The organism is Caballeronia sp. INDeC2, from assembly GCF_023631325.1.
Classification (GTDB): Bacteria; Pseudomonadota; Gammaproteobacteria; order Burkholderiales; family Burkholderiaceae; genus Caballeronia.
In genome coordinates, this window is record NZ_JALQDG010000026.1 from 59,266 (window position 1) to 83,984 (window position 24,719).

25 protein-coding genes are annotated in these 24,719 nt (G+C 63.7%); 12 read left to right on the forward strand and 13 right to left on the reverse strand.

Annotated features, from left to right (window positions below):
* The first annotated feature begins 33 nt into the window (after positions 1–33).
* The 4 genes from NCS28_RS14950 to NCS28_RS14965 all read left to right on the forward strand — a co-directional run bounded on the left by NCS28_RS14950 (position 34) and on the right by NCS28_RS14965 (position 5,158).
* The gene (locus tag NCS28_RS14950) at positions 34–1,629 is read left to right on the forward strand and encodes a GMC family oxidoreductase (protein WP_250514543.1); all 1,596 of its coding nucleotides are present in this window, start codon (positions 34–36) and stop codon (positions 1,627–1,629) included.
* A complete protein-coding gene (locus NCS28_RS14955) occupies positions 1,626–2,855 on the forward strand; it encodes a cytochrome c (RefSeq protein WP_250514544.1) in 1,230 nt (409 codons plus the stop codon). Before NCS28_RS14950 ends, NCS28_RS14955 begins: the two co-directional genes overlap by 4 nt.
* Positions 2,856–3,008: 153 nt before the next feature.
* A complete protein-coding gene (locus tag NCS28_RS14960) occupies positions 3,009–3,746 on the forward strand; it encodes a metallophosphoesterase (protein WP_250514545.1) in 738 nt (245 codons plus the stop codon).
* Between the two features lie 50 nt (positions 3,747–3,796).
* The gene (locus tag NCS28_RS14965) at positions 3,797–5,158 is read left to right on the forward strand and encodes a DNA topoisomerase IB (protein ID WP_502801193.1); all 1,362 of its coding nucleotides are present in this window, start codon (positions 3,797–3,799) and stop codon (positions 5,156–5,158) included.
* Positions 5,159–5,180: 22 nt separating this feature from the next.
* On the opposite strand, the gene NCS28_RS14970 is transcribed toward NCS28_RS14965, so the two are convergent.
* From NCS28_RS14970 to NCS28_RS14980, 3 genes are all read right to left on the reverse strand, one after another.
* On the reverse strand, positions 5,181–5,912 hold the full coding sequence (locus NCS28_RS14970) for an RES family NAD+ phosphorylase (protein ID WP_250514652.1): 732 nt from the start codon (positions 5,910–5,912) through the stop codon (positions 5,181–5,183).
* Positions 5,912–6,349 carry an MbcA/ParS/Xre antitoxin family protein gene (locus tag NCS28_RS14975; protein WP_250514547.1) on the reverse strand — a complete coding sequence of 146 codons (438 nt, stop codon included), beginning with the start codon at positions 6,347–6,349 and terminating at the stop codon, positions 5,912–5,914. The genes NCS28_RS14970 and NCS28_RS14975 overlap by 1 nt, the downstream gene beginning before the upstream one ends.
* A 93-nt stretch (positions 6,350–6,442) precedes the next feature.
* Positions 6,443–6,715, reverse strand: a complete 273-nt coding sequence (locus tag NCS28_RS14980) for a DUF2866 domain-containing protein (protein WP_250514548.1) — start codon at positions 6,713–6,715, stop codon at positions 6,443–6,445.
* Positions 6,716–6,983: 268 nt separating this feature from the next.
* Between NCS28_RS14980 and NCS28_RS14985 the strand changes: the two genes are divergently transcribed.
* Positions 6,984–7,208 (forward strand): hypothetical protein, encoded by a 225-nt coding sequence (locus NCS28_RS14985; protein WP_250514549.1) that lies wholly within the window; start codon positions 6,984–6,986, stop codon positions 7,206–7,208.
* Positions 7,209–7,225: 17 nt separating this feature from the next.
* Positions 7,226–7,534 (forward strand): hypothetical protein, encoded by a 309-nt coding sequence (locus NCS28_RS14990; RefSeq protein ID WP_250514550.1) that lies wholly within the window; start codon positions 7,226–7,228, stop codon positions 7,532–7,534.
* Positions 7,535–7,620: 86 nt separating this feature from the next.
* On the opposite strand, the gene NCS28_RS14995 is transcribed toward NCS28_RS14990, so the two are convergent.
* Positions 7,621–7,779, reverse strand: a complete 159-nt coding sequence (locus NCS28_RS14995; protein WP_035502384.1) for a DUF3309 family protein — start codon at positions 7,777–7,779, stop codon at positions 7,621–7,623.
* Between the two features lie 321 nt (positions 7,780–8,100).
* The gene (locus NCS28_RS15000; protein WP_250514551.1) at positions 8,101–9,687 is read right to left on the reverse strand and encodes an inorganic phosphate transporter; all 1,587 of its coding nucleotides are present in this window, start codon (positions 9,685–9,687) and stop codon (positions 8,101–8,103) included.
* Between the two features lie 176 nt (positions 9,688–9,863).
* On the opposite strand from NCS28_RS15000, the gene NCS28_RS15005 reads away from it, so the two are divergent.
* Positions 9,864–11,339 (forward strand): CHAD domain-containing protein, encoded by a 1,476-nt coding sequence (locus NCS28_RS15005; RefSeq protein WP_250514552.1) that lies wholly within the window; start codon positions 9,864–9,866, stop codon positions 11,337–11,339.
* Positions 11,340–11,382: 43 nt separating this feature from the next.
* A complete protein-coding gene (locus NCS28_RS15010) occupies positions 11,383–12,207 on the forward strand; it encodes a TOBE domain-containing protein (RefSeq protein WP_250514553.1) in 825 nt (274 codons plus the stop codon).
* 30 nt (positions 12,208–12,237) lie between these two features.
* Here NCS28_RS15010 and NCS28_RS15015 read toward each other — a convergent pair whose 3' ends face one another.
* A complete protein-coding gene (locus tag NCS28_RS15015; protein WP_502801194.1) occupies positions 12,238–12,921 on the reverse strand; it encodes a phosphatase PAP2 family protein in 684 nt (227 codons plus the stop codon).
* A 325-nt stretch (positions 12,922–13,246) separates the two neighbouring features.
* Between NCS28_RS15015 and NCS28_RS15020 the strand changes: the two genes are divergently transcribed.
* Both NCS28_RS15020 and NCS28_RS15025 read left to right on the forward strand, forming a co-directional pair.
* Complete coding sequence (locus NCS28_RS15020; RefSeq protein WP_250514555.1) at positions 13,247–14,407, forward strand: extracellular catalytic domain type 1 short-chain-length polyhydroxyalkanoate depolymerase; 1,161 nt, start codon at positions 13,247–13,249, stop codon at positions 14,405–14,407.
* 138 nt (positions 14,408–14,545) lie between these two features.
* Positions 14,546–14,719 carry a DUF3563 family protein gene (locus NCS28_RS15025; RefSeq protein ID WP_250514556.1) on the forward strand — a complete coding sequence of 58 codons (174 nt, stop codon included), beginning with the start codon at positions 14,546–14,548 and terminating at the stop codon, positions 14,717–14,719.
* A gap of 87 nt (positions 14,720–14,806) precedes the next feature.
* Here the strand turns inward: NCS28_RS15025 and NCS28_RS15030 are convergent, their stop codons facing one another.
* From NCS28_RS15030 to NCS28_RS15050, 5 genes are all read right to left on the reverse strand, one after another.
* On the reverse strand, positions 14,807–15,226 hold the full coding sequence (locus NCS28_RS15030; protein WP_250514557.1) for an organic hydroperoxide resistance protein: 420 nt from the start codon (positions 15,224–15,226) through the stop codon (positions 14,807–14,809).
* Between the two features lie 124 nt (positions 15,227–15,350).
* Positions 15,351–15,800: a MarR family winged helix-turn-helix transcriptional regulator gene (locus tag NCS28_RS15035; protein ID WP_250514558.1), complete on the reverse strand. Its 450-nt coding sequence runs from the start codon at positions 15,798–15,800 to the stop codon at positions 15,351–15,353.
* 104 nt (positions 15,801–15,904) lie between these two features.
* A complete protein-coding gene (locus NCS28_RS15040) occupies positions 15,905–16,726 on the reverse strand; it encodes a BPSS1780 family membrane protein (RefSeq protein ID WP_250514559.1) in 822 nt (273 codons plus the stop codon).
* Between the two features lie 9 nt (positions 16,727–16,735).
* A complete protein-coding gene (locus NCS28_RS15045) occupies positions 16,736–17,704 on the reverse strand; it encodes a homoserine kinase (protein WP_250514560.1) in 969 nt (322 codons plus the stop codon).
* 119 nt (positions 17,705–17,823) lie between these two features.
* Positions 17,824–18,234, reverse strand: a complete 411-nt coding sequence (locus tag NCS28_RS15050) for a hypothetical protein (protein WP_250514561.1) — start codon at positions 18,232–18,234, stop codon at positions 17,824–17,826.
* A gap of 232 nt (positions 18,235–18,466) precedes the next feature.
* Between NCS28_RS15050 and NCS28_RS15055 the strand changes: the two genes are divergently transcribed.
* Positions 18,467–19,993 carry an AMP nucleosidase gene (locus NCS28_RS15055; protein ID WP_250514562.1) on the forward strand — a complete coding sequence of 509 codons (1,527 nt, stop codon included), beginning with the start codon at positions 18,467–18,469 and terminating at the stop codon, positions 19,991–19,993.
* A 47-nt stretch (positions 19,994–20,040) separates the two neighbouring features.
* Here NCS28_RS15055 and NCS28_RS15060 read toward each other — a convergent pair whose 3' ends face one another.
* Together NCS28_RS15060 and NCS28_RS15065 are read right to left on the reverse strand one after the other, a co-directional pair.
* Positions 20,041–20,886: a hypothetical protein gene (locus tag NCS28_RS15060; protein ID WP_250514563.1), complete on the reverse strand. Its 846-nt coding sequence runs from the start codon at positions 20,884–20,886 to the stop codon at positions 20,041–20,043.
* A 324-nt stretch (positions 20,887–21,210) separates the two neighbouring features.
* Positions 21,211–21,960 (reverse strand): LOG family protein, encoded by a 750-nt coding sequence (locus NCS28_RS15065; RefSeq protein WP_061118313.1) that lies wholly within the window; start codon positions 21,958–21,960, stop codon positions 21,211–21,213.
* A 1-nt stretch (position 21,961) separates the two neighbouring features.
* Here NCS28_RS15065 and polA point away from each other — a divergent pair, with 1 nt between their 5' ends.
* A complete protein-coding gene (gene polA, locus NCS28_RS15070) occupies positions 21,962–24,700 on the forward strand; it encodes a DNA polymerase I (protein WP_250514653.1) in 2,739 nt (912 codons plus the stop codon).
* Positions 24,701–24,719 lie beyond the last annotated feature (19 nt).

Below are 24,719 nucleotides of genomic sequence, written 5' to 3' on the forward strand. Positions count from 1 at the left end.
AGCGCCGGCATCACGACCAAGGACAAGGCGCGCATGGCGGGTTCCACTTCGGCGGATGTGGTCGTCGTCGGGTCGGGCGTGGCGGGGAGCCTCGTCGCGTATCGGCTGGCGAAGGCGGGCGCGTCGGTGATCCTGCTCGAAGCCGGGCCGCGTCTCGCGCGCTGGCAGATCGTCGACAATTTTCGCCGCGTCGCCGACAAGCGCGACCTGTGCGCGCCGTATCCGCTTCTGCGTCACGCGCCGCGCCCCGAGCCTGTGAATCCGGGCGCGTATTTAGTCGATCGCGGCGCGACGCCGTATCGACCGCAATATCTTCGGCTCGTCGGCGGCACGACGTGGCATTGGGCCGGGGCCGCGTGGCGTCTGTTGCCCGCGGACTTTCGCCTGAAGTCGCTGTACGGCGTCGGCCGCGACTGGCCGTTTCCCTATGAGACGCTCGAACCGTGGTACGGACAGGCCGAAGTCGAACTGGGCGTCGCGGGCCCGGATATCGATCTCGGCTCGCCGCGCTCGACGCCGTATCCGATGGCCGCGCTGCCGCTCTCGTGGATGGACCGGCGCGTGGCCGATGTGCTCGGCGCGCAGTCGTTGCGTGTCGTGCCGGAGCCGATGGCGCGCAACAGCCGTCCGTACGATGCGCGCCCCGCGTGCTGCGGCAACAACAATTGCATGCCGATCTGCCCGATCGGCGCGCTGTATCACGCCGCCACGCACGCCGACAAAGCCGAGCGCGCGGGCGCGACGCTGATTGCGCAGGCGGTTGCGTATCGCATCGAGGCGAACAATCGTGGCGACATCGTCGCGATTCACTGCAAGGACCCGAACGGTCAGAGCACGCGCGTGACAGGCAAGCGCTTCGTGATTGCGGCGAACGGCATCGAAACGCCCAAGCTTCTGTTGATGTCGGCGTCGGCGCGCTATCCGAAAGGCATCGCCAACGGCTCGGATCAGGTCGGGCGCAATCTGATGGATCATCCCGGCGCGAGCGTGAGCTTCCTCGCGAACGAGGCGCTGTGGCCGGGGCGCGGGCCAGTAGAAATGAGCTCGATCGTCGATTTTCGCGACGGGCCGTTTCGCGCGCGGCAGGCGGCGAAGAAGCTGCATCTGTCGAACGCCGCGCCGACGCTCGCCGTCACCTGGAACCTGCTCGAAAAAGGGCTGACGGGCGGCGAACTCGACCGGCAAATCCGCGAACGATGCGCGCGCAAACTCACGTTCGGCAGCTTTCACGAGCAATTGCCGTCGGGCGAGAATCGCGTGATGTTGTCGGCGCAAAAGGATGCGCTCGGCTTGCCGCGCCCGGAAATCGCCTACGCAATCGACGATTACGTGCGCAAGAGCGCCGCCGATACCCGCGCGCAGTTCGAGCGCATCGCGGGCATGTTCGAGGGCACCGAAATCGAACACGACGATTCGCTCGGCGCGAGCAGCCATATCATGGGCACGGCGATCATGGGCCGCGATCCGGGCGATTCCGTCGTCGATGCCGAGTGCCGCGCGCACGATCATGCGAATCTATTCATCGCCGGAAGCGCGGTGATGCCGGCGGGCGGCTCGGTCAACTGCACGCTGACGATCGCGGCGCTGTCGCTGCGGCTCGCCGGCACGATCGAAACGTCGTTGCGATGAACGCGCGGCTCGCGTGCGTGATCGTCCTGCTGGCGTGTCTGCCTGGCCTCTCCAACGCGCAAACGAACGCCGCTCGCGGCGAGTATCTCGTGCGCGCGGGCGGCTGCATGAGTTGCCATACCGCCGATCCCGCGCGGCCGTTCGCGGGCGGCAGGCCGATCGCGACGCCGTTCGGCAACGTATTCGCGCCGAACATCACGAGCGATCGCGACACGGGCATCGGCGCATGGACCGACCCGCAGTTCATCCGCGCGATGCGCGAGGGCATCGGCCGCAACGGCGAGCGGCTCTATCCCGCGTTTCCGTACACCGCCTACACGCTGCTTTCCGACGACGATCTCCTCGCGGTGCGCGCGTATCTCGCGACCGTGCCGCCCGTGCGCGCCGCGCCGCCGCGCAACACGCTCTCGTTTCCGTTCGACCAGCGCTGGCTGATGACGCTGTGGAACCTGTTCAATTTCTCGCCGGGACGCTTCGTGCCCGATCCGTCGAAAAGCGCGGAGTGGAATCGCGGCGCGTATCTCGCCGAAGGGCTCGGGCATTGCGGCGAATGCCACACGCCGCGCAACTGGCTCGGCGGATTGAATCGAAGCGAGCGTCTTGGCGGCGCGACGATAGCGGGCTGGCGGGCCGGCAATCTCACGCCCGAGCGCGTCGCGGGCATCGGCGCATGGCGTGACGACGAACTGGTGCGCTTTTTGTCGACGGGCGCGGCGCCCGGCCGCGCCTACGCGCTCGGACCAATGGCCGAAGTCGTCGCTACGAGCACGCAATTTCTGACGACCGCCGATCTACGCGCGGTGATCGCGTATCTGCGTGGCGTGCCGCCGATCGCGGTGAAGGACGCGCGCGTGCGCACGAGCTTCGGCCGCCCCGCACGCACGGACGTCACGGCGATCGATAGCGAAGGCGCGCGGCTCTACGCCGCCGCGTGCGGCAGTTGCCACGGCACGACCGGCGAGGGCAGCAAGCCGTTTCCGTCGCTGGTACGCGACGGCGTCACGGGCGCGCTGGGTACGGCGACGACGAGCAATCTCGTCCTCGTGATCCTGCATGGCGTGAATCGCCAGACGCGCGATGCCGACGCACAGATGCCCGCGTTCGGCCCGCAAATGACGGACGAACAGATCGCCGTGCTGAGCAATTTCATCACGCGCCAGTTCGGCGATCCGCGCGCGACGACCGATGCAAAAGCGGTCGCGCGGCTGCGCTCGATCGCGCAATAAATACGTGTAGAACAGACATCGCGCGGCAGCTTTTACGCGCGCAGCGAGCGCGCCGGTAACGCCGTTGTAACGAGTGTGGATGCGGCTTGCGGATTGCTTGCAAAAGCGATCCACCCCTCACACGTTGTCATTGACGAGCGCTATCATCGGCTCATGAATGGTCCTACCTATCCTATCGTCTGCAGGCATCCTGCCAATGACATCGGCCGCGATTTCGTGGTCGGCGATCTGCATGGCTGCATGGATGCGCTGCGTTATCTTCTGCACGAAATCGGTTTCGACGGTGCGCGCGACCGGCTGTTCTCAGTCGGCGATCTGGTCGATCGCGGCACGGACTCGCTCGCGGCGATCGATCTCATCGACAAGCCGTGGTTCTATCCCGTGCTCGGCAATCATGAGGATTCGCTGATCTCCGTCGCGACGGGCGCGATGCGCCGTCAGTCGTGGTACGGGATCGGCGGCGCGTGGGCCGAAGCCGTCACCGACGACCAGCTCGCCGCGCTTGCGGCGCGGCTCGCGAAGTTGCCGCTCGTGCGCGTCGTGGGCGAGGGCGAACGGCGCTTCAACGTGCTGCACGCGGAGTTTTTCGGCAACGATGCCGAACTCGACGCCGGCGATTTCCACGAAGACGTGCGCAGCCAGATTCTGTGGGGCCGCGGCCTCGCGCTCGGTCACGCGGACCCGCAGCAACAGCTCGGGCTATCGCCGACGTACTGCGGCCATACACCGACGCGCGCGGTGAAGCAGATCGGCTCGCAGATTTACATCGATACGTGCGCGTTCGCGCCGGAAGGCCGGCTCACGATCGTTCAGGCCGGCACCGAGGAGCGCTGGTCCGTGAAGGAGCGCTGGGCCGCCTCCGAAGGCGCGCGCGAACTCGCGTTGCCCTGACTTCTTCGACCGATTGGCGCCGCCGGGCGCTGCGGCACGCACGTTGCTCGATGCATCGCCATCACTCGAAGATCAAACAGGCGAGGCGAGCGGTGGCCAGAATCGGAACGAACAGGGAGACGGGCGGCGGAGCCAGCGTTGCTCCGACAGGCGGCGTGCAGGGCTGCCCCGAGGATTTGCCGCCGGGCCTGCGCTACATGGACGATTCGCGGCGCGGCTACACGCGCGAGTGGATCGACGGCGCATTCGCGTACTTCAACACGCAAGGCAAGCGGATCGACGACGAAGCCGAGATTCGTCGCATCAACGCGCTCGCCATTCCGCCCGCATATACCGATGTCTGGATCTGCCCCGACGCGCGCGGCCATCTTCAGGCGACCGGACGCGACGCGCGCGGGCGCAAGCAATACCGCTATCACCAGCAATGGCGCGAAACCCGCGACGCCAACAAGTACGAGCGCATGCTCGCGTTTTCCGCGGTGCTGCCGAAGCTGCGTTCGCGCGTTGCGCGCGATCTGTCGCTCGACGGCATGCCGCGCAACAAGGTGCTCGCGACCGTCGTGCGTTTGCTCGACACGACGCTCATTCGAGTCGGCAGCGAGGAGTACGCGCGCGAGAACCGCTCGTACGGGCTGACGACGCTGAGAAAGCGCCATCTGAAAGTGTCGTCGGGGACGCTGCGGTTCAGATTTCGCGGCAAGAGCGGCATCGAGCACGATGTCTCGGTGAGCGACGCGCGGGTCGCGCGCATCGTCAAGCGCTGCATGGACTTGCCGGGACAGGATCTCTTCCAGTATCTCGATGCCGATGGCACGCGCCATTCGGTCTCGTCATCCGATATCAACGATTATTTGCGCGAGATCACGGGCGCCGACTTCACCGCGAAGGACTATCGCACGTGGGCGGGCAGCGTGTTCGCGCTCGCGGCGCTGCGACGGCTGAAATGGGAGACGGTGACGGAGGCGCGCAAGCATGTCGTCGGCACGATCAAGGACGTCGCGCAATTGCTGCGCAACACGCCCGCCGTGTGCCGCAAGTGCTATGTGCATCCCGCGGTGATCGACGCCTTCGAGGCGGGCGAGCTCGCCGAAACGATGCCCGCGTCGCGCCGTCATGGCCTCAAGACCGACGAGGCCGCGCTCGCGATCTTCCTCGAAAAGGAAGCGAAACGCCGCACGCGCGAGGCGGCGCGCAAGAACCGCAAGGGCGACGCCACGAGCGACACGCGCCTGACCCGAATGCTGACGGAATCGAGCCGCAAGGCGCGCGCGGGCGGGCTGAAGGCGAGCGGCAAGAACGCGGCGGCGCAGGCGCTGGAGCATGTCGCGAAGAAGTCGGCGAGGAAGGCGGCGCGCCCGGCGTCGAAGAAGCTCGCGCGCACGCGCACCGAAACGGCGATCGCGATCCGCTGAAGCCTGTGAAACGTTTGCCCACTCAGCCGACCTGATTCAGCTCGAATACATAGTCGATCGCCTCGCCGTTCCAGTTGTATTCCAGATACGCCGCGTGGCGGCAATCGCGCAGCATCGTCGTGCGAAAGGCTGCGAGGCATTCGCCTTGCGGATCCCGCACCGACGGATACACGATGCCCGGCGCGCTCGCCGCGCGCACCGCGCGTCCGAGCGCCTTGCCCGGGCCGTAATCGTCCGGTGCGAGGATGCGCGGATCGAGGCCGGCCCGCGTGATCGCATCGCCGCGCAAATCGACGACTTCGCCGTGCGCCATCACCGTATAGAGACGCATCTGCTGGCGCAGCGGCGCTTCGTTCGTCGCCGCGAGAAAGAGGCCGGCGTGATAGCGCGTTTCGGCGATCGCGGTCTCGCGTTCGCGGCCGCAATAGAACACGCCGTAGCTGCCGTCGGAGAAGCGGCTGCCGTTCGGATTCAGATGCGTGAACGCAGCCATGATGGGCCCGCAGCCCGGCCCGAAACAGCGTTCGTCGGGCGGCACGAGATCGAGTTCGCCGAGTTCGGTGCGCAGACGGTCGTTGGTCATCGCCTCGAGCGCGTAGAGCGCCTCGAAATCCTGCGGCGACGCCACACGGTCGAACAGATTGACGGCCGGAAAACGAGTGGGAATCACGCGATACGCGGGCGACCAGTGGATGAGGCTATGCGGCCACTGCTCGCGCCAGTTCGATGTGTCCTTGCTGAATGCAATTCCCATCACGCCCAGCCGCCTCGCATTGCGTCGAGGTACTGGCGCACGGCGACCAGATCGCTGATATTGCCCGCCAGCAGGCGGTCGATCGCCGGATGTCCGCCGAAGGGCGGCGCGGCGTTGGGGCGGCGGATCCAGGTATCGGCGGCTTTCGGGTCGGGCAGAAGGATTTGCAGCGCCTTGTAGATGCCGAGAATCAGCGAAAGGCGCTCCAGCGTGTCCCGGCCGAGCCGCGCGGACTGCGGCGCGGCTTTCCATTTGAAGAAGGTGGAGCGCCCCGGCGAGCCGAGCAAGATAATCTGCTCTTCCGCCGATAGCTCCCAGTCGCGGGCGATGTTGAAAAACGCGCGCAAGCCGGCAGCGGAAAGATCGCTCGAATCCAGCGCCGGACGCGGCGCCGGTTGGCCGGCCGGCACATGTTCGGCGCGTGCGGCGTTGGACATGTCGTTAAGTCTCCAAAGGAACTTGTTTCACATATTAGTCCACATTTGGATTAATACAAGCATGCCATGAATGTTTTTACTCGCGGCGCCGGATCAGCCGTCGTCGTCGGTCGGACCATAGCGGCGGCCGGGTACGTGGGACTTGAGCGCGTCGGCGATCTGCGAGGGCGTGCAATCGGCGGGAAGCACGCGGCGCTGCACGCGCTGGTCGTTCTTCAGCACCCATTCGACCATCCGATACGCCGGGCCCCACGGCGGTTCGACGGGCAGCGACAGGCGGCATTCGCGCAGCGTGAGCGCGTATTGTTTTCGCATCGTCGGTGCGAGATTGGCAAAGCTTCGGCGCGCGGCAGTGTTGGCTGACATGGCACATTCCTCACGGTGATGATCCGGCCGTCCGATGCGGACGGCGGCAATTGAGCCGGATCGCGAGACGAGTGTGTCGGGCAAGAATTAAGGGCGACTTAATCACGAGCGACGGCGCATCGAGCCGCGACGAAATGCCGCCAATGGACGCTGCCAAAGCGCCGGTCAAGAGGCGCTTCGGCATTTTCACCACGGCGCGTGCCGCCTGTTTGCCGCGACGGCGGGTTACTGTATATTCGTACAGCTTGTCTGCACAGGGAGCCTGCCGATGATTCCACGCAACGATCCGCTCGAAGCGGCTGCGCTCGAACGTTTCATGCGCGCGACGCGCGCGGTGAACGCGGCGTTCGACGCCACGCGAGGCGAGCCCGATTTCATGCAGGACGGGCAATCCGTCGCGCGCTCGCTGGAGCGTCTCGACGCCGCGTTGCACGAACTGGAAACGTCCGAGCAGTCGCTCGACGCCATTCTCTCGCGCAGAGCGGGCCACTAACCGTTGGAGCGAATCACTTGAAGCGCGTATTCCTGATCGTCGTTCTTCTGATCGGCTCGTCGTCGCTGTTTGCGGCCGAGCGCTACACGGAAGTCTGGAATCCTCCCGAAGCACAGTCCGTCAAGGGCAAGAGCAAGACGCACGCGGCCGCGCAGACCGCAGCGAGAAAAAAGCACAAGAGCGCGACTTCGGTGAAGCAGGTCGCCGACAAGGGCGCCGTCGAGCAGTCTTCCGTGACGCCGCGTGCGAAGACTGCGTCGCCGAAGCCGGCCGAGCCGGTCATTCCGCGCAAAATCGAGCCGAACGGCCAGGTGATGCGGGTCTAGAACGCTTGGCGCGTGGCAACGAAAGACAAAAGGGGCGCCCCGATGGAGCGCCCCTTTTGTCTTTAGCGGCCGATGGGCCGCCGATGTCACAACCGACCCATCAACAACAGAACGATCACCACGACCAGCACGACGCCGAGAATCCCGCTCGGTCCGTAGCCCCAACTGCGGCTGTGCGGCCAGGAAGGAATGGCGCCGATCAAGAGCAGGATGAGGATGATCAGCAGTATGGTTCCGATCGTCATTCGACTTCTCCTTTGTTCAAATGACCGCGGGACGGATCGGCGTCCGGCGCAGCCTCCCAACTGTCATCGACAGTCATGCGCCGGATGTACGGCGGCTCGCGGCCGCCGGCACGATCAGAAGTGCGATCGACGAGAGCTGAAGAGCAATGGCCGTGCCAGCGAGCCTGAAAGCCCGTCGCACAAGGCGTTCAGCGTGTCGAACGAGTGCTTGTCTGAACCGACGATTGTCGAAAAGGCGAGGCGAAACGAGGTGGGGTGGGCAAAACTTGCACGGCGCGCGGGAGAGCTTTCGCGCGCCGTCCGGTAATCGCGAGAAATCGATCAGAAAATGCCGCGGAACGCCCAGAACAGCAGGCCCGCCAGCGCGATCGACACCGGCAACGTCAGGATCCACGCGAGCGCGAGGCTGCGCACGGTGCGCCATTGCAGGCCGGAGCCGTTCGCGGCCATCGTGCCCGCGACGCCGGACGACAGCACGTGCGTCGTGCTGACGGGCAGGCCGTAGACATCGGCGGCGCCGATGGTCAGCATCGCCACGAGCTCCGCCGACGCGCCTTGGCCGTATGTCAGATGCGTCTTGCCGATGCGCTCGCCGACCGTCACGACGATGCGCTTCCAGCCGACCATCGTGCCCAGACCGAGCGCCACCGCGACGGCGACTTTCACCCACGTCGGAATGAACTTGGTCGCGTGATCGAGCTGCTTCTTGTAGTTGGTGAGCACGGCGTCATCGTCCTGAGAAAAAGCGGGCGACTTCTGCTTTTCCATGATGCGCAGCGCTTCAGAGGCGATGTACATCTCGTTGCGCACATTGCGGACATTGCCTTGCGGAACCTCGGCGATCGTCTGGCTCGGGCGGATCTGCGATTCGATCGAATCGACCACGGCCTTCAGCGACGCGATCGTGTCCGGCGCGAGCGTCTTCGTCTGCACGTATTTTTCAACCTGGCCGCGCGCGTCGGCGGCGGGCGCCGCGCCGTTGCCATAGCGCTGCAGCACTTCCGACGCGCTGTGGCTCACCGCGACGAAGTTCTGCGTCTCGTCGGCGGTCATGGCCTTGTTGAGCGCGTAGGCGGTCGGCACGGTGCCGATCAGGATCAGCATGATGAGACCCATGCCCTTCTGACCGTCGTTGGATCCGTGCGCGAACGACACGCCCGTGCACGTGAGGATCAGCAGGCAGCGGATCCAGAAGGGCGGCGGCGTGTTCTTTTCCGGCTCCTTGTAGAGCGCCGGCACGCGCACGACGAGCTTCAGCACGTAGAGCAGAAAGCCCGCGAGCACGAAGCCGACGAGCGGCGAAAACAGCAGCGACTTGCCGACCGACATCGCCTGGCTCCAGTCGACGCCCGACGTGCCGTTCGTGCCGTGCAGCATCTGGTTCATCAGGCCGACGCCGATCACGGACCCGATCAACGTATGCGAACTGGAAGAAGGAAGGCCGAGCGCCCAAGTGCCGAGGTTCCAGATGATCGCCGCGATCAGGAGCGCGAAGACCATCGCGAAGCCCTGCGAACTGCCGACGCCGATGATCAGCTCGACCGGCAGCAGTTGCAGGATGCCGAACGCGACCGCGCCGCTCGAAATCAGCACGCCGATGAAATTCCATGCGCCCGACCAGACAACCGCCAGGTTTGGTGTCAAAGAGTGCGTGTAAATTACGGTGGCGACGGCGTTCGCGGTGTCGTGAAAGCCGTTGACGAATTCGAAGCCGAGCGCGATCAGCAGCGCGATGCCGAGCAGAATGTACGGAAACGCCGACGATTCACGCACCGGCGCGAGATCTTCGAACAGATGCAGGACGCAATACACGGCACCCGCGCCGATGGCGATCAGGAAAAGCAGCAGCGCGAGCCGCTGCCCGAGCGTGCGGCCTTCGCGTGATTGGGGAAAGGCAATCTGGTTCATGTCGCGTCCTTGGGTGGTCTTGCGCGGGGCTGTATCGGAGAGTGAAAAGCAGGCGAGAAGCGTTTCAGACGCTCAAATGGCCATGTTTCCCGCGCCATGTGTCGATTTCATGACCCGGGGAATATGAGCCTTTTGTATGAACTGACGGGCGGTGAGAGCCCGCTCCTGGAGACGTCATGACGATGTGGGTCGAGGTGACGCTGCAATCGAGTGGATCGCACGACGGGTCGACCCGCGCGCTCGCGGAGGACTTGCAGCGCATCGCCGCGTTTGCGGGCGCGACGCCCCTCTCGACGCGCTTCGCGACGCGCGAGATTCCCCTAAAAGCGCCGGGGTGGCGGCTATCGGTCGAGACGCTGGAAGGCGCGCAAACGCTGTGCGCCGTTCGGATCGAAGGCGCGCCGTTGCCCGGCTTCATGCGCTATCGGACGTTCGCGCGGCCGGCGGGCGAGGATCTGGCGGCGTCGCTGATCGAATTCGCGGAGGCCGATGATGCGTTGCGCGAACCGCTCGCGAAGGCGTCTCAGCATGCGGAACCCGACACCGATGCGACGCCCGAGCGCGAGGTCGAGCGCATCGAATGGCGCATCGATGCGGGCGGTGCGGACATCCTCGCGACGCTCGAAACATCCGCACAAACGCTGCCGACGTTGCGGCTCGCGGCGCCGGCGGTGAACGGCGCGCTCGATGCGGTCTTCAGCGTCGCGGGCGAGGTCATCGACGCCGCACCGTTTTGCATCGCGCCGGATGACGCGCACGCATCGGAAACCGGGCCGGTTCACGCGGCGAAGCTCGATCTTCCGCACAACGCGACGCGCCGCGAGGCGTTCGTCGCGATCGCGTCGTCGGTGGCCGGGCAGTGGTTCGGCAACGCGGCCGCATCGCGCACGGGTCTCGGCGACGAGCACGTTCATCAGTTGCGCGTCGCGCAGCGGCGACTCAAGACGCTGCTGAAACTCTTTCGCGATTATGTCGACGATGCCTGGAACACCCGCATCGCGCCGGACCTGAAATGGTTCGGCGACCTGCTCGGCGCTGCGCGCGACTGGGACGTCTTCACCGACAAGACGCTGCCCGCCTACGCCGAAGCCGACGACAGCGCCGAGCGCTGGCAGACGCTGATCGCCGCCGCCGACGTGAAGCGCCGCGTCGCGCGCGACAAGGTGCGCGATGCGCTCGCGTCGAAGCGTTACGCGCGTCTCACGCTCGCGTTCGTCGAATGGCTCGCGCGCGTCGCCTCGCAGGAGGACGCGTCGCCGATGCGCTTCGTCGCCTATGCCGAAAAGCGCATCCGCAAGGACTACCGGCGCATCGCGCGCGTGGCCGATCTCACGTCGCTCGAAGCGCATGAGCGGCATCGCGTGCGCATTCATGCCAAGCGGCTGCGTTATGCGCTCGAATTCTTCCGCTCGGTCACGTCGCGGCGCACGCGCAAGGACACCGCCAAGCTGCTCGGCGAGTTGCAGACGGTGCTCGGCGAAGCGAACGATGCCGCCGTCGCCGCCGACCGGCTCGCGTCCATCCCGGAAGCCACCGATTACCAGCGCGGCTTCGCGCGGGCGTGGGGCGCGGCGTCGGCGAAGAAGGACGCGCAAGAGGGCGAGCGGCTGCTTCGGTCGATGCATCGTCCGCGTCTGAAGGCATCGATATAATGCTTCACGCGTTCACCGCTCCGGCATGGTCCAAAGGCGATAGATGAGTAAAACAGCACCGTCGAACGTGCGCGATCCGCTCGGACTCGACGGCTCCGTGTGGCTCAGAAGCGGCACGCAGACGCTCGGCGGCGCGGCGCGCATCGCGCTTCTGGCCGCGATCCGGGACGCCGGATCGATCACCGCCGCGGCGAAGGCCGTCGGCATGAGCTACAAGGCCGCGTGGGACGCGGTCGACACGATGAACAACCTGGCCGGCGAGCCGCTCGTGACGACCGCGACCGGCGGCAGGGGCGGCGGCGGCACGGTGCTCACGCCGGCCGCGCTGCGCCTCATCGACACGTACCGCGCGATCGAACGCGAGCATCGAAAATTTCTGGAACGGGCGGGCGCGGCCATCGACGGCTTCGCCCATGACTGGCAACTGATCGGGAGACTAGGAATGAAAACAAGCGCACGCAACCAGCTGGCCGGCAAGGTCACGAAAATCACGCGCGGTGCGGTCAACGATGAAATCAAGCTGGGCTTGCCGGGCGGTCAGACGATCGTCGCGGTCGTCACGCACGAAAGCACGCAATCGCTGGGGCTGAAGGAAGGCGGCGACGCATTCGCGCTCATCAAGGCGTCGTGGGTCATGCTGATGGAAGACACGAACGCGAAGCTGTCGGCGCGCAATCAGTTGCGTGGCACGGTGGCGAGCGTGACGAAAGGCGCGGTGAACGCGGAAGTGTCGCTTTCGCTTGACGGCGGCACGACCATCACCGCGATCATCACGAACCAGAGCGCCGATACGCTCGGCCTCGCGCAAGGTCAAAAGGCCGTGGCGGTGATCAAGGCGTCGAGCGTGATCATCGGCGTGAACGACTAAGCGGCGCGCACCACGAACGCGGCGGCCGCCTCAGGCCGCCGTGCGTTGGTCCGGCGGCAAATCCGTGCGGCGATCCGGCGCGCGAAAAACCTTCACCTTCCAGCTCGCCCGCACATAAGGACGCTCGTGGCCCGAGAGCCCGAGCGCGATTTCCGTGATCCAGTGTTGCGTCGGCACGGGTACGCCATGCAAAGCCACGACGACCGCGGCGAGACTCGCGGCGACGGGCGCCGGCGCGAGCTTGCCGGACTCGGCCCGCCAGGCGATCCACACGAACGCGAGCGCGACCACCGCGCCGAGCGCGCACCCCGCCACCACTTCCGAGACCGAATGCGCGTCAAGCACGACGCGCGACACGCCGACCCACACGCCCAGCGCCAGACCGATCGCGACGCCGATTGCGCGCACGACGGTCCGCGTGGGCAGCAGCGCGACGAAGATCGCGACCGGCAGGACCGCCGTCGACATTAACGCATGTCCACTGATGCCGGTGAAATCGAGATGACGCACGCCGATTCCCCAGCCGATGAACGCGATCTTGCTCAACGCGACGAGGCCGCTTGCCGCGCCGAGTAGCGCGAGCCAGGCGCCCGCATATTTCCAGCGATAGCCGAGCGCGAGCCACGCGGCGACGATGAGCGCCACCGGACCCATGACGCCGACACTGCCGAGCGCGGTCACGAAGATCCAGGCGGAAAAGGGTAAGTCGACGATCATTGATTTGCTTGGGAATGAGGGTTGCTGCAGTGCGGCATAGCACTAGAACTGGTTCAGAGCGGATCTGACACGCCGCCGCAAATTCCCACCAGTATAACGCTTGGGAACATACTGAATTATCCGACGTTCCTCATATTAACGTGCTCGTTACATCGCGTAACTTCTGTTTATTTTTGGCTTTTTTGTTGAATTGCTGTTAATTCATCCCGATGTGTGGATCGGGGGGCGCGTCGCCCAGCCGGTTTTGATGTTATTGTGCATTGCACAACTGGCGCGATATCGAAGCGCCACCCGGTTACATGTTTGTGGAGGACCCAGCCCAATGTCAAAGAGCCTTACCAAGCTCTGGATGCGCGGCTTGAGACGTCTGGTCGCTAGCCAAGTGGACGCAATTCGCGCACCGAAGCCGCGCGCGGCGGCCAAGCCCGCACGCGCGAAGACCGTCAAGTCGAAACTGAAGCCAGGCGCGACCGCGAAAGCGGCGGCAGCGCCCCGCGCCGGTGCGCGTCCGCCGATGCGCGAATCGCGTGTGCGTCCGCGTGCGTCGGCCTGGGCGCGCGGGAAATGGGCGCGCTCGTATCATTCGGCGCCGCCAACGGCCGGCCGCTTCGTGAATCACATGTCGTATGCGCTCTATACGCCGCCGAAGCTTGGCGCCGAGCCGATGCCGCTCGTCGTGATGCTGCACGGTTGCAAGCAGAACGCCGACGATTTCGCGCAGGGGACGCGCGTCAATTTGCTCGCCGACCGCTATGGATTCGCGGTGCTGTATCCCGAGCAATCGAAGCACGATCACGCGCATCGCTGCTGGCGCTGGTACGACGATTCGGGTAATGGAGGCGGCGGCGAGGCGGCGTCGGTCGTATCGCTGGTGAATGCGGTCGTCGAACAGCACGAGCTGGATCCGGAGCGCGTGTATGTCGCGGGGATGTCCGCTGGCGCGGGACTCGCGGCGCTGCTTGCCGTGCGCTATCCGCATATGTTCGCGGCCGTCGGCCTGCATTCGGGCGTGGTTTTCGGCGAGGCGCGCTCGGCCATCGGCGCGATGGACGTGATGCGCCGCGGTGCGCGTAGCGATCCCGTCGCGCTGATCGACGCCGCCGTCGACGTGCGTGAGTATCCGGGCATGCCGGCGATCATCGTGCACGGTGAACTGGATTCCGTGGTGACGGCTGCGAACGCCGCACAGCTAACGAAGCAGTTTCTGCGGCTGAACGGTTTCATCGACGCGGCGGGAAACCGCCGCGCCGGCGAGGCGCGTGAGGAAACGCATCCGGACGGTGTCGTGACCGATTACATCAAGAACAGCAGACGCGTCGTGAAGACGTCGATCGTGCGCGGCCTCGGGCACTCGTGGGCTGGCGGCGACGATACGGTCGCCTTCCATTCGTCGAAGGGGCCGGATTCAGCCGCGCTGATGTGGGAGTTCTTCAAGCATCAGCGCCGTCCGAGCGAGGCTGCGCGTGATGCGTACGTCGCGTGACGATGGCGTCTGGCGTTTCGATCGTTGCAAATTAGTCTTTAGTATCAGCGTTCTAGCGTTTAGGGCTGGCGTTTGATCAGGGATTACCCTATAATTTGTTTTATAGGTAGTAACCCTAGTGTTCAAGCGAGGTTCACCATGTTTCTGATCAGCCGCCTTTTCCTGTTTCTTACCAAGTCCGCGGACGAGCGCGATCGTGCGCGCGACGACGCTTATCTCGCCGAAGCCACGGACATCTACGATCTCGAATATCGTATGAAAAAGCTGGATCAGCGTGCGACCGCTCGTCATCCGTCGTGGATGTCGAACTAAACGCGCAGGAAAGCTTCCGCTTCATTGCGCGATGTAGAGATTGAATGCCGGCTGCGCGCCGGCATTTTCATTTGCACTCGCGCTTCTTTAGATGACTTTCACGCGCACATCCACGTTGTTGCGCGTTGCATTCGAGTACGGGCAGACCTTGTGTGCTGCGTGGACCAGCGCTTGAGCTTCCGTCGCGTCGAGGCCCGGCAGCGCGATGCGCAGTTCGATCTCGAGTTTGAAGCCGCCCGCATCGTTGGGACCGACGCCGACATCGGCTGTGACGCTCGTTTCGGCCGGAATCGTGCGTTTCTGCTGGCCGGCGACGAACTTCATCGCCGACAGGAAGCACGCCGAATAGCCGGCAGCGAACAATTGCTCCGGGTTCGTTCCCGGCACCCCCGAACCGCCCAGTTCCTTCGGCGCGCTCAATTTCACGTTCAATTGCTCGTCCGAGGAAATCGCGCGGCCATCACGCCCGCCAGTGCTCGTCGCCGTTGCCTTGTACAGAATGCTCATTTTTCTCTCCGTCGGTTGTCAGGTTGGTACTCCGTTCATCACGGCATGAATATAACGCGCTAATGATTAGCGTACAAATTAAAATATCACAATGATGCCGTTAGGGCGGCGCTATGGCCGGCGATTAACGGCCCAAGTAGTCGTTGATCGACGCCCGCAGACGCGCAAGATCGCCGCGAAGGCGCAGCATCGCGTCGAGGTCAGAGCCCGACGCGCAGTAGATTTCCGGCGGAATCGCCTGGGCGGATTGCCGTAGAGCGCGGCCTACATCGGTCAGCCGGATATGAACCTGGCGCTCGTCCTCCACGCCGCGCACGCGCTCGACATAGCCTTGCGCTTCGAGGCGCTTGAGCAGCGGCGTCATCGTCGCGGAGTCGAGCGAGAGGCGCGCGGCGATCTCCTTTACAGTGAGATCGTCGGCTTCCCAGAGCACGAGCATCGTCAGGTATTGCGGATACGTCAGCCCGAGCTTTTCTAGCAGCGGCTTGTACGCTTTCGTCATCGCGAGCGATGTCGAATAGAGCGCGAAGCACAGTTGCTGATCGAGTTCGAGCGGAAAGTCGGGCGAAGTCATTGCGAAGGCGCGGCGAGAAAGGCCGTGGCGGCCGATGCCGTTAGTGTACGTGCATTGCTTCGCGCACGAAGGATCGTCGCGCGCGTTCGGAACGCGGCATTCGCTCAGGCGTTGGGCGTGCCGGGCGCGTCGGGAATGTCCGGCGAGTCGGACGACTGCACGCCGAAACAGCCGCGATACGTCGCGTAAAACGAGCAATACAGCGCGGTCGTGACGATGATCGACGCAGGCATGAGCACCGCGAGCGCCATTTCCTGGCCCGCGCCGAACGCCTGCATTAGCGCGGTGAGGCCGAACGACACCGCGAGCGCGATCGCGATCCACAGAACGCCGTAGTAAATGAACGCGCCGCGGTTGCGCCAGCACGACACCACGCTGAAGAAAAGCGCCTTTGCGGGCGGCACGTCGTGCCAAGCGACGAGGATTGGCGCGAACCAGAACAGCATCGCGACCGGGATATAGCACGCCATCGCGACGAGCACCGCGAGCGGGCTGAAGCTCGCCGCGACTGTCTCCGGATCGCCGCTCGGGCCGTCGCCCATCATGATGCTGAGCAGCGTGCCGCCGTCGACGAGCGCCGACGACGCGAAGATCACCGCCATCGCGACGATATACAGCGCGCCCAGCGCGAGCAGCCGCCGCGCGACGACGCTGCCGTACGAACGGAATCCGTCGACGAGTATGGTCGGCCAGACGGGTTTGCCCGCGATCGTGTTGCGGCACGCCGCCATGAAGCCGACCGCGATGCCCGGAATGAAGAGCAACGGCAGCAGCGGGCCGACGAGCGGCACGCGCGAGATCAGCGTCATCACGAACAGGTAGGCGAAGAACACCGTGAGAAACGCAAACGGGTTGCGGCGAAACAACCAGATGCCCTGACGGAACCACACGTAGCCGGTCTTGGCGGGAACTTCGATCAGTCGCATGTCGCTAGGTTATCGATTGTCGGGTGAAGCGGCTTTGACGCGTTCGCGCAGAATGCGTTCGAAGTGGCCGGGATCGTGCGCGTTCAGCATCTGTGCTTCGCGCGGGCGATAGAAATCGAAAAGGCGCGAGACCCAGAAGCGCATCGCGCCGGCGCGCAGCATGTCGTTCCAGTGACGCTCCTCTGCGGGCGTGAACGGCCGCACCGTCTGATACGCGCGCAGCATTGCGTCGACGCGCGCGGGATCGAGCACGCCTGTTGCCAAGTCGATACACCAGTCGTTCACCGTCACGGCGACGTCGAAGAGCCACTTGTCGACGCCCGCGAAGTAGAAATCGAAGAAGCCGCCCAGCCGCGCGTGGTCGCGGCCGTGAGCGAACAGCACGTTGTCGCGGAACAGATCGCAATGACAGGGGCCCTCGGGCAGCGACGCGTAGTCTTCCGAGCCGAAGAACGCCGCCTGATGCGCGAGCTCGCTTTCGAACAGGTCGCGCTGCTCGCGGCTCAGGAAATCGACGATGGAGGGCGTCTTCTCCTGCCACCACGAAAGGCTGCGCAGATTCGGCTGATGCTGCGAAAAATCGCGACCCGCGAGATGCATGCGCGCGAGCATCTGCCCGACTTCGATGCAGTGCGCGGGCGACGGCTGAAGCTCGGGCGCACCTTCGAGCTTCGTCACGATGCTAGCGGGCTTGCCGTGCAGCATGCCGAAGAGCGAGCCGTCGCGGCGCGGCATCGGATCGGGCACGGGCACGCGGTGCGAGGCCAGATGCCGCATCAGATCCAGATAGAACGGCAGTTGCGTGGCCGTGAGGTTCTCGAAGATCGTGAGCACGTACTCGCCGTGCGTCGTCGTGAGAAAGAAATTGCTGTTCTCGATGCCCGACTGGATGCCGCGAAATTCGACGACGTCGCCGAGATCGTAGTCTTGCAGCCAGTCGCCGAGATCGGCGTTGGTGACGGGAGTGAATACGGCCATGCAGGAAAACGTCGGTCAGGTTGGACGGCCAAGGAAGAGGCCTGTGAACGGTGGCGCCGCGCAGGGAGCCACGGTGCCGCAACCCGCCCGGAAAGAGCGGGTCCGAAAGCGATACGGGATCAATAACGCAGGTTGATCGATGGCAGGCGCGTGCTCGCCTTGCCGTTGTCGCGCACTTGCGGCGATGTGTCCGCCGGCGCGCTCATCTGATAGCGCGTGCCGAAATTCGAATGCACATCGATTTCGACGGGCTTGCCTTTGTCGCGGAATTCGGTGATTTCGGTGCCGTTGGTGCTCAGTTCGTGATAGCTCGGCGTGCGCGGCGGCGAAATCTCGACTTTCGAGCTGACATTCGCGGGCGGACGATTGATGGATTTCAGATCGGGAAGGCCCGCGGCTTCTTCCGGCGACATGTTCTGCGTCGCCTCTCGAGGTGCCGCGTTTGCGGCTTGCGGCGCCGGCTGCGCGAATGCGCCGAAGCTTGCTGCGGCGAGGACTGCCGCGGCGGCGGCGCAAAGGTGCGGCTTCATGATGGTTCTCCAGGCGATGGCCGGATTCTAACAAAACGATTGCCGACCCAGTAATCCACGCTGGACCAACGCCTTATTTTGCGCCGGTTTCGCGAATTTTGACGTCCGCTGCCAAAAACGTGTTGCACGGTGTGATCGCTCGCACTCACATGAAAAGGGACTTCATGGTTCGCGCATTCTTCCGTGTTAATGTCGATTCAATACGAGGGCACTTGAAGAAACACACAAGATCATGACAAACGACCGGACTCAAAGCACACAAGGCACACCCGCCAACGATTTTCCGACCGAATCGTTCGAGGATCCCGCCTCGGCCGTCACGCGCCTTTCGGCGATCTATGAAGCGAATACCGCATTTCTGCGCGACGCGTTCGCGCGCTATCGCCGCAACGAGCATTTCACGCATCGCGTGCGCGCGTGCTATCCGTTCGTGCGCGTGCGTACCGAGCTGAACACGCAGATCGATTCGCGGCGCTCGTATGGTTTCGTGGCCGGCCCCGGCATCTATGAAACTACGCTCACGCGCCCCGATCTCTTCGGCGATTACTATCGCGAGCAATTGCGGCTGCTCACGAAGAATCATCACGTGGGCCTCGAAGTCGGCGTATCCGCGCATCCCATTCCAATTCACTTCGCGTTCGCCGAAGGCATTCATCTCGAAGGTGACCTCGATCGGGACCGGCTGCTCGCGATGCGCAATATCTTTGATACGCCCGACCTCGCGTTGCTCGACGATCGCATCGTGAACGGCACGTACGAGCCGGGTCCGGGCGAGCCGCATCCGCTTGCGCTCTTCACGGCGGCGCGCGTCGATTTCTCGCTGCATCGGCTGAGACACTACACGGCGACCTCTCCCACGCACTTCCAGAACTACGTGCTGTACACGAACTACCAGTTCTATATCGACGAGTTCGTCAAGCTCGGCCGCACGATGATGTCGCGCGCCGATGACGAGGAAACGCGCGCGTATCGCAGCGAGTATTCGTCGTTCGTCGAACCGGGCGATGTGGTCACGTACAACGCGAATCTCGGCGAGCAGCCGGAGGAAGGCACGCCGTCCGGGCGTCTGCCGCAGATGCCCGCGTATCACCTGAAGCGCGCGGACGGCAGCGGCATCACGATGGTGAACATCGGCGTGGGGCCGTCGAACGCGAAGACGATCACGGATCACATCGCGGTGTTGCGGCCGCATGCGTGGATCATGCTCGGGCACTGCGCGGGTTTGCGCAACACGCAGCGACTGGGCGATTACGTGCTCGCTCACGGTTATGTGCGTGAAGACCACGTGCTCGACGACGATCTGCCGCTATGGGTGCCGGTGCCGGCGCTCGCGGAAGTGCAGGTTGCGCTGGAGCGCGCGGTTGCGCAGGTGACGAAGCTCGAAGGCGTCGAGCTGAAGCGCGTGATGCGCACGGGCACGGTCGCGAGCGTCGATAACCGTAACTGGGAATTGCGCGATCATCGCGAGCCGGTGCGCCGGCTGTCGCAGAGCCGGGCGGTGGCGCTCGATATGGAAAGCGCGACAATCGCGGCGAACGGGTTCCGTTTTCGCGTGCCGTATGGGACGTTGCTATGCGTGTCGGACAAGCCGTTGCATGGTGAACTGAAGCTGCCTGGCATGGCCGATCAGTTTTATCGCGCGCAAGTGGATCAGCACCTGCAGATCGGCGTGAAGGCGATGGAGTTGCTGCGCGAGAACGGGTTGTCGAAGCTGCATTCGCGCAAGTTGCGGAGTTTTGCGGAGGTGGCGTTTCAGTAACGCGCTTGATAACAGGCGGGCGGCGCAGGATGCCGCCCGCAAAGCAGTTATTGCTGCACGCGTGGGGCCGACAGCAGTCGGCTGTAGTTCATCCAGCCGGTGACAGGCGCTTCGGTGCCGTGAGACGGTGTACAGCCGGTCTGTTGATCCAGCTCGGCCGGCGTGCAGTACGCGCCCTCGTAAGTAACACGTACCCAAGGCGTGTTCGCACCCGACGATTCGGTGACGTTGCGAATCGTCGACGTATCGGCGCTCAATTTCGAATCTTTCGGCACGATGATGACGGCCGCGCAAGTCGAGCCGGGGCACGAGCGCATATTCATGTCGATACCGCCCAGCCACATATCGATGGCGCCGCGATCGCTCGGAGCGATGGAAGCGGGCGAGGTTTCGACGGGCTGTGAAGGCTGCGGCGCAGGCGTCTTGGCCACTGTGAGCCTGCTAATCCTGTTCAGATCGTCATTGCTGATTCGACGCACGAAGCCAAGTGTCTCTTGGTAACCATCGCTGCCGGTCATCGACAGGTTATAAGCGGTGTGATCGGTGTTCCGCTGTTTGCGGATGGTCAGAATCTCTTCCTTGCCGTGTGCCGTAGTGTTGACGTTGACCGTTTCCTCGCCGGGGTCCACGTCGCCCAAGGTGACGGCCAGCGGCGTATCGCCGTGAAGGATCTGCAAGCGATTATCCGCATAGTAGATCGTGGTCAGGCCCGGAGTCGCGGTAGGAGTCCATACGCCGGAGATGTCCTTGAGCAGCGCAATTTTGCCATCCTGAGCAACGGAGGCCGGCTTGGTATTCGAGGGGCTTTTCGATTGGTCGCAGGCGGTGAGCAGTGAGATGGCCATAGCCGCGGCGGCGGCTAGCTGCAATGGTCGATTCGAGAAATGTTTCATGTTGGGTGCGGGCTTGCCATTTCTGGCAAAGGCAAGGGCGTTCCGATTGGGGCGCTATCTCGAAAAGCCAGATAATCAGTGAAAGCTATCGACGAACGCAAAAACTCGCAGGTGCCTGCTTGTCGTATGCGAGCTTCGACGAGCGCCAAGACGCAGGGCTAACAGCCCGCGCGGGCGCTAGGATACATTTCGGATAACTATATTGTGTGGAAATATGTGATGCCGCGGCATTGTTGTGCCGGGATATTGAGAAGTGCGTTACGACAATTTCAAGCTTAAAGGCCGTGGGCGCACACGGCCTTTCGCACGGTCGGTGCTACCGGGTCAAAGATAAAACATCCGATCCTCATCCGACTTGCTCTCCGCCGGCTGCTCGACCGAGTCTTCGCGATCTTCATAGAACCGCAACACCGCATCGAGCACCTGATCCGGATCGTCGATCACCTGCATCAGATCGAGGTCCTTCGGGCTGATCACGCCGTTGGTCAGCAACGTGTTCTTGAACCAGTCGAGCAACCCGGCCCAGAACTCCGCACCCACGAGCACGATCGGCACGTGACGCGACTTCTTGGTCTGAATCAGCGTCAACACTTCGGCGAGTTCATCCAGCGTGCCGAAGCCGCCGGGCATCACCACGACCGCATCCGAATTCTTCACGAACGTCACCTTGCGCGTGAAGAAGTGCCGGAAGCGCAGCGAGATGTCCTGCCACTGATTGCCCGATTGCTCGTGCGGCAGTTCGATATTCAGACCCACCGACGGCGACTTGCCCGCATGCGCGCCTTTGTTGGCCGCTTCCATGATGCCCGGCCCGCCGCCCGATATGACGGCGAAGCCCGCGTCGGAGAATTTCTGCGCGATTTCTATCGTGAGCTGATAGTACGGCGACTCCGGTTTCAGGCGCGCCGAACCATAGATGCTGATGGCAGGGCGAATCTCCGAGAGGTACTCGGTCGCCTCGATAAACTCTGCCATAATCGTGAACATCTGCCACGATGCGCGAGCCTTCTTGGCCGTCGCGCGCTCTTGATCTGCGAGTGATCGCAGACTCGGAATCACTTTTCTCTTGTTCATAATGCCTGAAGAACTAAGTCTTGAAGGTAAGACCCTGCTATTGGTCGACGGTTCTAGTTACTTGTACCGGGCCTACCATGCGATGCCGGACTTGCGAGGCCCCGACGGCGGGCCCACCGGCGCTCTGTATGGAATGATCAACATGCTGCGGCGCTTGCGGCGCGAAATCAATGCAGAGTATAGCGCGTGCGTATTTGATGCCAAAGGCAAGACTTTCCGCGACGACTGGTACGCCGAATACAAAGCCAACCGGCCTTCGATGCCGGAAGACCTCTCCAGACAGATCGAGCCTATTCACGTCGCCGTGCGCGCGCTCGGCTGGCCGCTCGTCATGATCGAAGGCGTCGAGGCCGACGACGTCATCGGCACGCTCGCAGTCGTTGCCGAGAAGCGCGGCATGAAGGTGATCGTGTCGACGGGCGACAAGGATCTGGCTCAACTCGTGACGGATCATGTCACCCTCATCAATACGATGACCAACGAAACGCTCGACCGCGCCGGCGTGCTCGCGAAGTTCGGCGTGCCGCCGGAGCGGATCGTCGACTATCTTTCGCTTATCGGCGATACCGTCGATAACGTGCCGGGCGTCGAGAAGTGCGGTCCCAAGACAGCGCTCAAATGGCTCACGCAATACGACACCCTTGATGGCATCGTAGAACATGCCGGCGAGATCAAGGGTGCGGTAGGAGACAATCTGCGCAAGGCTCTGGACTTCCTGCCGATGGCGCGAAAGCTCGTCACCGTGCACACGGAATGCGATCTCACTTCGCAGATCGAGTCGATCGACGACACGCTCGCCACGCGTCCCGAGTCGCGCGACGAACTGCGCGACGTCTTTCTGCGTCACGGCTTCAAGACATGGTTGCGCGAAATCGAAATCGCCGATGCCGTCGAAGGGCCGACCGATACGCCGCCTGCCGAAGTCACCGAAATCGTGCATCACTACGAGACGGTGCAGACGTGGGAACAGTTCGATGCGTGGCTCAAGCGCATCGACGAAGCGGAGCTGACGTCGTTCGATACCGAGACCACATCGCTCGATCCGATGACCGCGCAGATCGTCGGCATGTCGTTGTCGACCGAGCCGGGTCATGCGGCCTACATTCCGGTCGCGCATCGCGGGCCGGATGCGCCCGAGCAATTGCCGCGCGATGAAGTGCTCGCGAAGCTCAAGCCCTGGCTCGAAGACGCATCGAAGAAAAAAGTCGGTCAGCATTTGAAGTACGACGAGCAGGTGCTCGCGAACTACGGCATCGAAATGCGCGGCGTCGAGCACGACACGCTGCTGCAATCATACGTGCTCGAGTCCCATCGGCCGCACGACATGGACAACCTCGCGTTGCGTCATCTCGGCGTAAAGACCATCAAGTACGAAGACGTCGCGGGCAAGGGCGCGTCGCAGATCGGGTTCGATGAAGTGCCGCTCGACAAGGCCGCGGCTTATGCTGCCGAAGACGCCGATATCACGCTGCGTTTGCATCACGCGCTCTATCCGCAAGTGGCGCGTGAGGAAGGCTTGTTGCACGTGTATCGCGACATCGAATTGCCGACCTCGCGCGTGCTGCGCAAGATGGAGCGTAACGGTGTACTGATCGATCGCGCGCGGCTCGATACGCAGAGCAACGAGATCGCGAAGCGTCTCATCGAATTGCAGGCGCAAGCTTATGAACTCGCGGGCGGTGAATTCAATCTCGGTTCCCCGAAGCAGATCGGCCAGATCTTCTTCGAGAAGCTGCAATTGCCGGTCGTGAAGAAGACGCCGAGCGGCGCGCCTTCCACCGATGAAGAAGTGCTGCAAAAGCTGGCCGAAGATTATCCGTTGCCGAAGGTGCTGCTGGAGCATCGCGGGCTGTCGAAGCTCAAGTCCACCTATACGGACAAGCTGCCGCGCATGGTGAACGCATCGACGGGACGTGTGCATACGAACTATGCGCAGGCCGTCGCGGTGACGGGGCGGCTGTCGTCGAACGAGCCGAACTTGCAGAACATCCCGGTGCGCACGGGCGAAGGGCGACGCATCCGCGAAGCGTTCATCGCGCCGCCGGGCAGGAAGATCGTGTCGGCGGATTACTCGCAAATCGAACTGCGCATCATGGCGCATATTTCCGGCGATGAATCGCTGATGCGCGCATTCAAGGAAGGCGAGGACGTGCATCGCGCAACGGCATCGGAAGTGTTCAGCGTGACGCCGCTCGAAGTCGATAGCGATCAGCGTCGCATCGCGAAGGTCATCAACTTCGGTCTGATCTACGGCATGAGTTCGTTCGGGCTCGCATCGAATCTCGGCATCACGCGCGATGCGGCGAAGCTTTATATCGATCGCTATTTCGCGCGTTATCCGGGCGTGGCGGCGTATATGGAGAACACGCGCGTGAGCGCGAAGGCGAACGGCTTTGTCGAGACCGTGTTCGGCCGGCGTCTGTGGCTGCCCGAGATCAACGGCGGTAGCGGGCCGCGCCGTCAGGCGGCTGAGCGCGCCGCGATCAATGCGCCGATGCAGGGCACCGCCGCCGATCTCATCAAGCTGTCGATGATCGCGGTGCAGGACTGGCTCGAAGCGTCGGACATCGGCGCGAAGATGATCATGCAGGTGCACGACGAACTCGTGCTCGAAGTGTCCGAGGAAGCGTTGCCCGAGGTCAGGAAGCGCTTACCTGAACTGATGTGCGGCGTCGCGAAGCTGAAGGTGCCGCTCGTCGCGGAAGTCGGTGTCGGCAACAACTGGGAAGAAGCGCACTGAAATTCGTTGCGCAAGGCAT

Coding starts and splice junctions, on each gene's coding strand:
- NCS28_RS14950 (WP_250514543.1), top strand. CDS start 34: ATGGCGGGTTCCACTTCGGCGGATGTGGTCGTCGTCGGGTCGGGCGTG.
- NCS28_RS14955 (WP_250514544.1), top strand. CDS start 1,626: ATGAACGCGCGGCTCGCGTGCGTGATCGTCCTGCTGGCGTGTCTGCCT.
- NCS28_RS14960 (WP_250514545.1), top strand. CDS start 3,009: ATGAATGGTCCTACCTATCCTATCGTCTGCAGGCATCCTGCCAATGAC.
- NCS28_RS14965 (WP_502801193.1), top strand. CDS start 3,797: ATGCATCGCCATCACTCGAAGATCAAACAGGCGAGGCGAGCGGTGGCC.
- NCS28_RS14970 (WP_250514652.1), bottom strand. CDS start 5,912: ATGGGAATTGCATTCAGCAAGGACACATCGAACTGGCGCGAGCAGTGG.
- NCS28_RS14975 (WP_250514547.1), bottom strand. CDS start 6,349: ATGTCCAACGCCGCACGCGCCGAACATGTGCCGGCCGGCCAACCGGCG.
- NCS28_RS14980 (WP_250514548.1), bottom strand. CDS start 6,715: ATGTCAGCCAACACTGCCGCGCGCCGAAGCTTTGCCAATCTCGCACCG.
- NCS28_RS14985 (WP_250514549.1), top strand. CDS start 6,984: ATGATTCCACGCAACGATCCGCTCGAAGCGGCTGCGCTCGAACGTTTC.
- NCS28_RS14995 (WP_035502384.1), bottom strand. CDS start 7,779: ATGACGATCGGAACCATACTGCTGATCATCCTCATCCTGCTCTTGATC.
- NCS28_RS15000 (WP_250514551.1), bottom strand. CDS start 9,687: ATGAACCAGATTGCCTTTCCCCAATCACGCGAAGGCCGCACGCTCGGG.
- NCS28_RS15005 (WP_250514552.1), top strand. CDS start 9,864: ATGACGATGTGGGTCGAGGTGACGCTGCAATCGAGTGGATCGCACGAC.
- NCS28_RS15010 (WP_250514553.1), top strand. CDS start 11,383: ATGAGTAAAACAGCACCGTCGAACGTGCGCGATCCGCTCGGACTCGAC.
- NCS28_RS15020 (WP_250514555.1), top strand. CDS start 13,247: ATGTCAAAGAGCCTTACCAAGCTCTGGATGCGCGGCTTGAGACGTCTG.
- NCS28_RS15025 (WP_250514556.1), top strand. CDS start 14,546: ATGTTTCTGATCAGCCGCCTTTTCCTGTTTCTTACCAAGTCCGCGGAC.
- NCS28_RS15030 (WP_250514557.1), bottom strand. CDS start 15,226: ATGAGCATTCTGTACAAGGCAACGGCGACGAGCACTGGCGGGCGTGAT.
- NCS28_RS15035 (WP_250514558.1), bottom strand. CDS start 15,800: ATGACTTCGCCCGACTTTCCGCTCGAACTCGATCAGCAACTGTGCTTC.
- NCS28_RS15040 (WP_250514559.1), bottom strand. CDS start 16,726: ATGCGACTGATCGAAGTTCCCGCCAAGACCGGCTACGTGTGGTTCCGT.
- NCS28_RS15045 (WP_250514560.1), bottom strand. CDS start 17,704: ATGGCCGTATTCACTCCCGTCACCAACGCCGATCTCGGCGACTGGCTG.
- NCS28_RS15050 (WP_250514561.1), bottom strand. CDS start 18,234: ATGAAGCCGCACCTTTGCGCCGCCGCCGCGGCAGTCCTCGCCGCAGCA.
- NCS28_RS15055 (WP_250514562.1), top strand. CDS start 18,467: ATGACAAACGACCGGACTCAAAGCACACAAGGCACACCCGCCAACGAT.
- NCS28_RS15060 (WP_250514563.1), bottom strand. CDS start 20,886: ATGAAACATTTCTCGAATCGACCATTGCAGCTAGCCGCCGCCGCGGCT.
- NCS28_RS15065 (WP_061118313.1), bottom strand. CDS start 21,960: ATGAACAAGAGAAAAGTGATTCCGAGTCTGCGATCACTCGCAGATCAA.
- polA (WP_250514653.1), top strand. CDS start 21,962: ATGCCTGAAGAACTAAGTCTTGAAGGTAAGACCCTGCTATTGGTCGAC.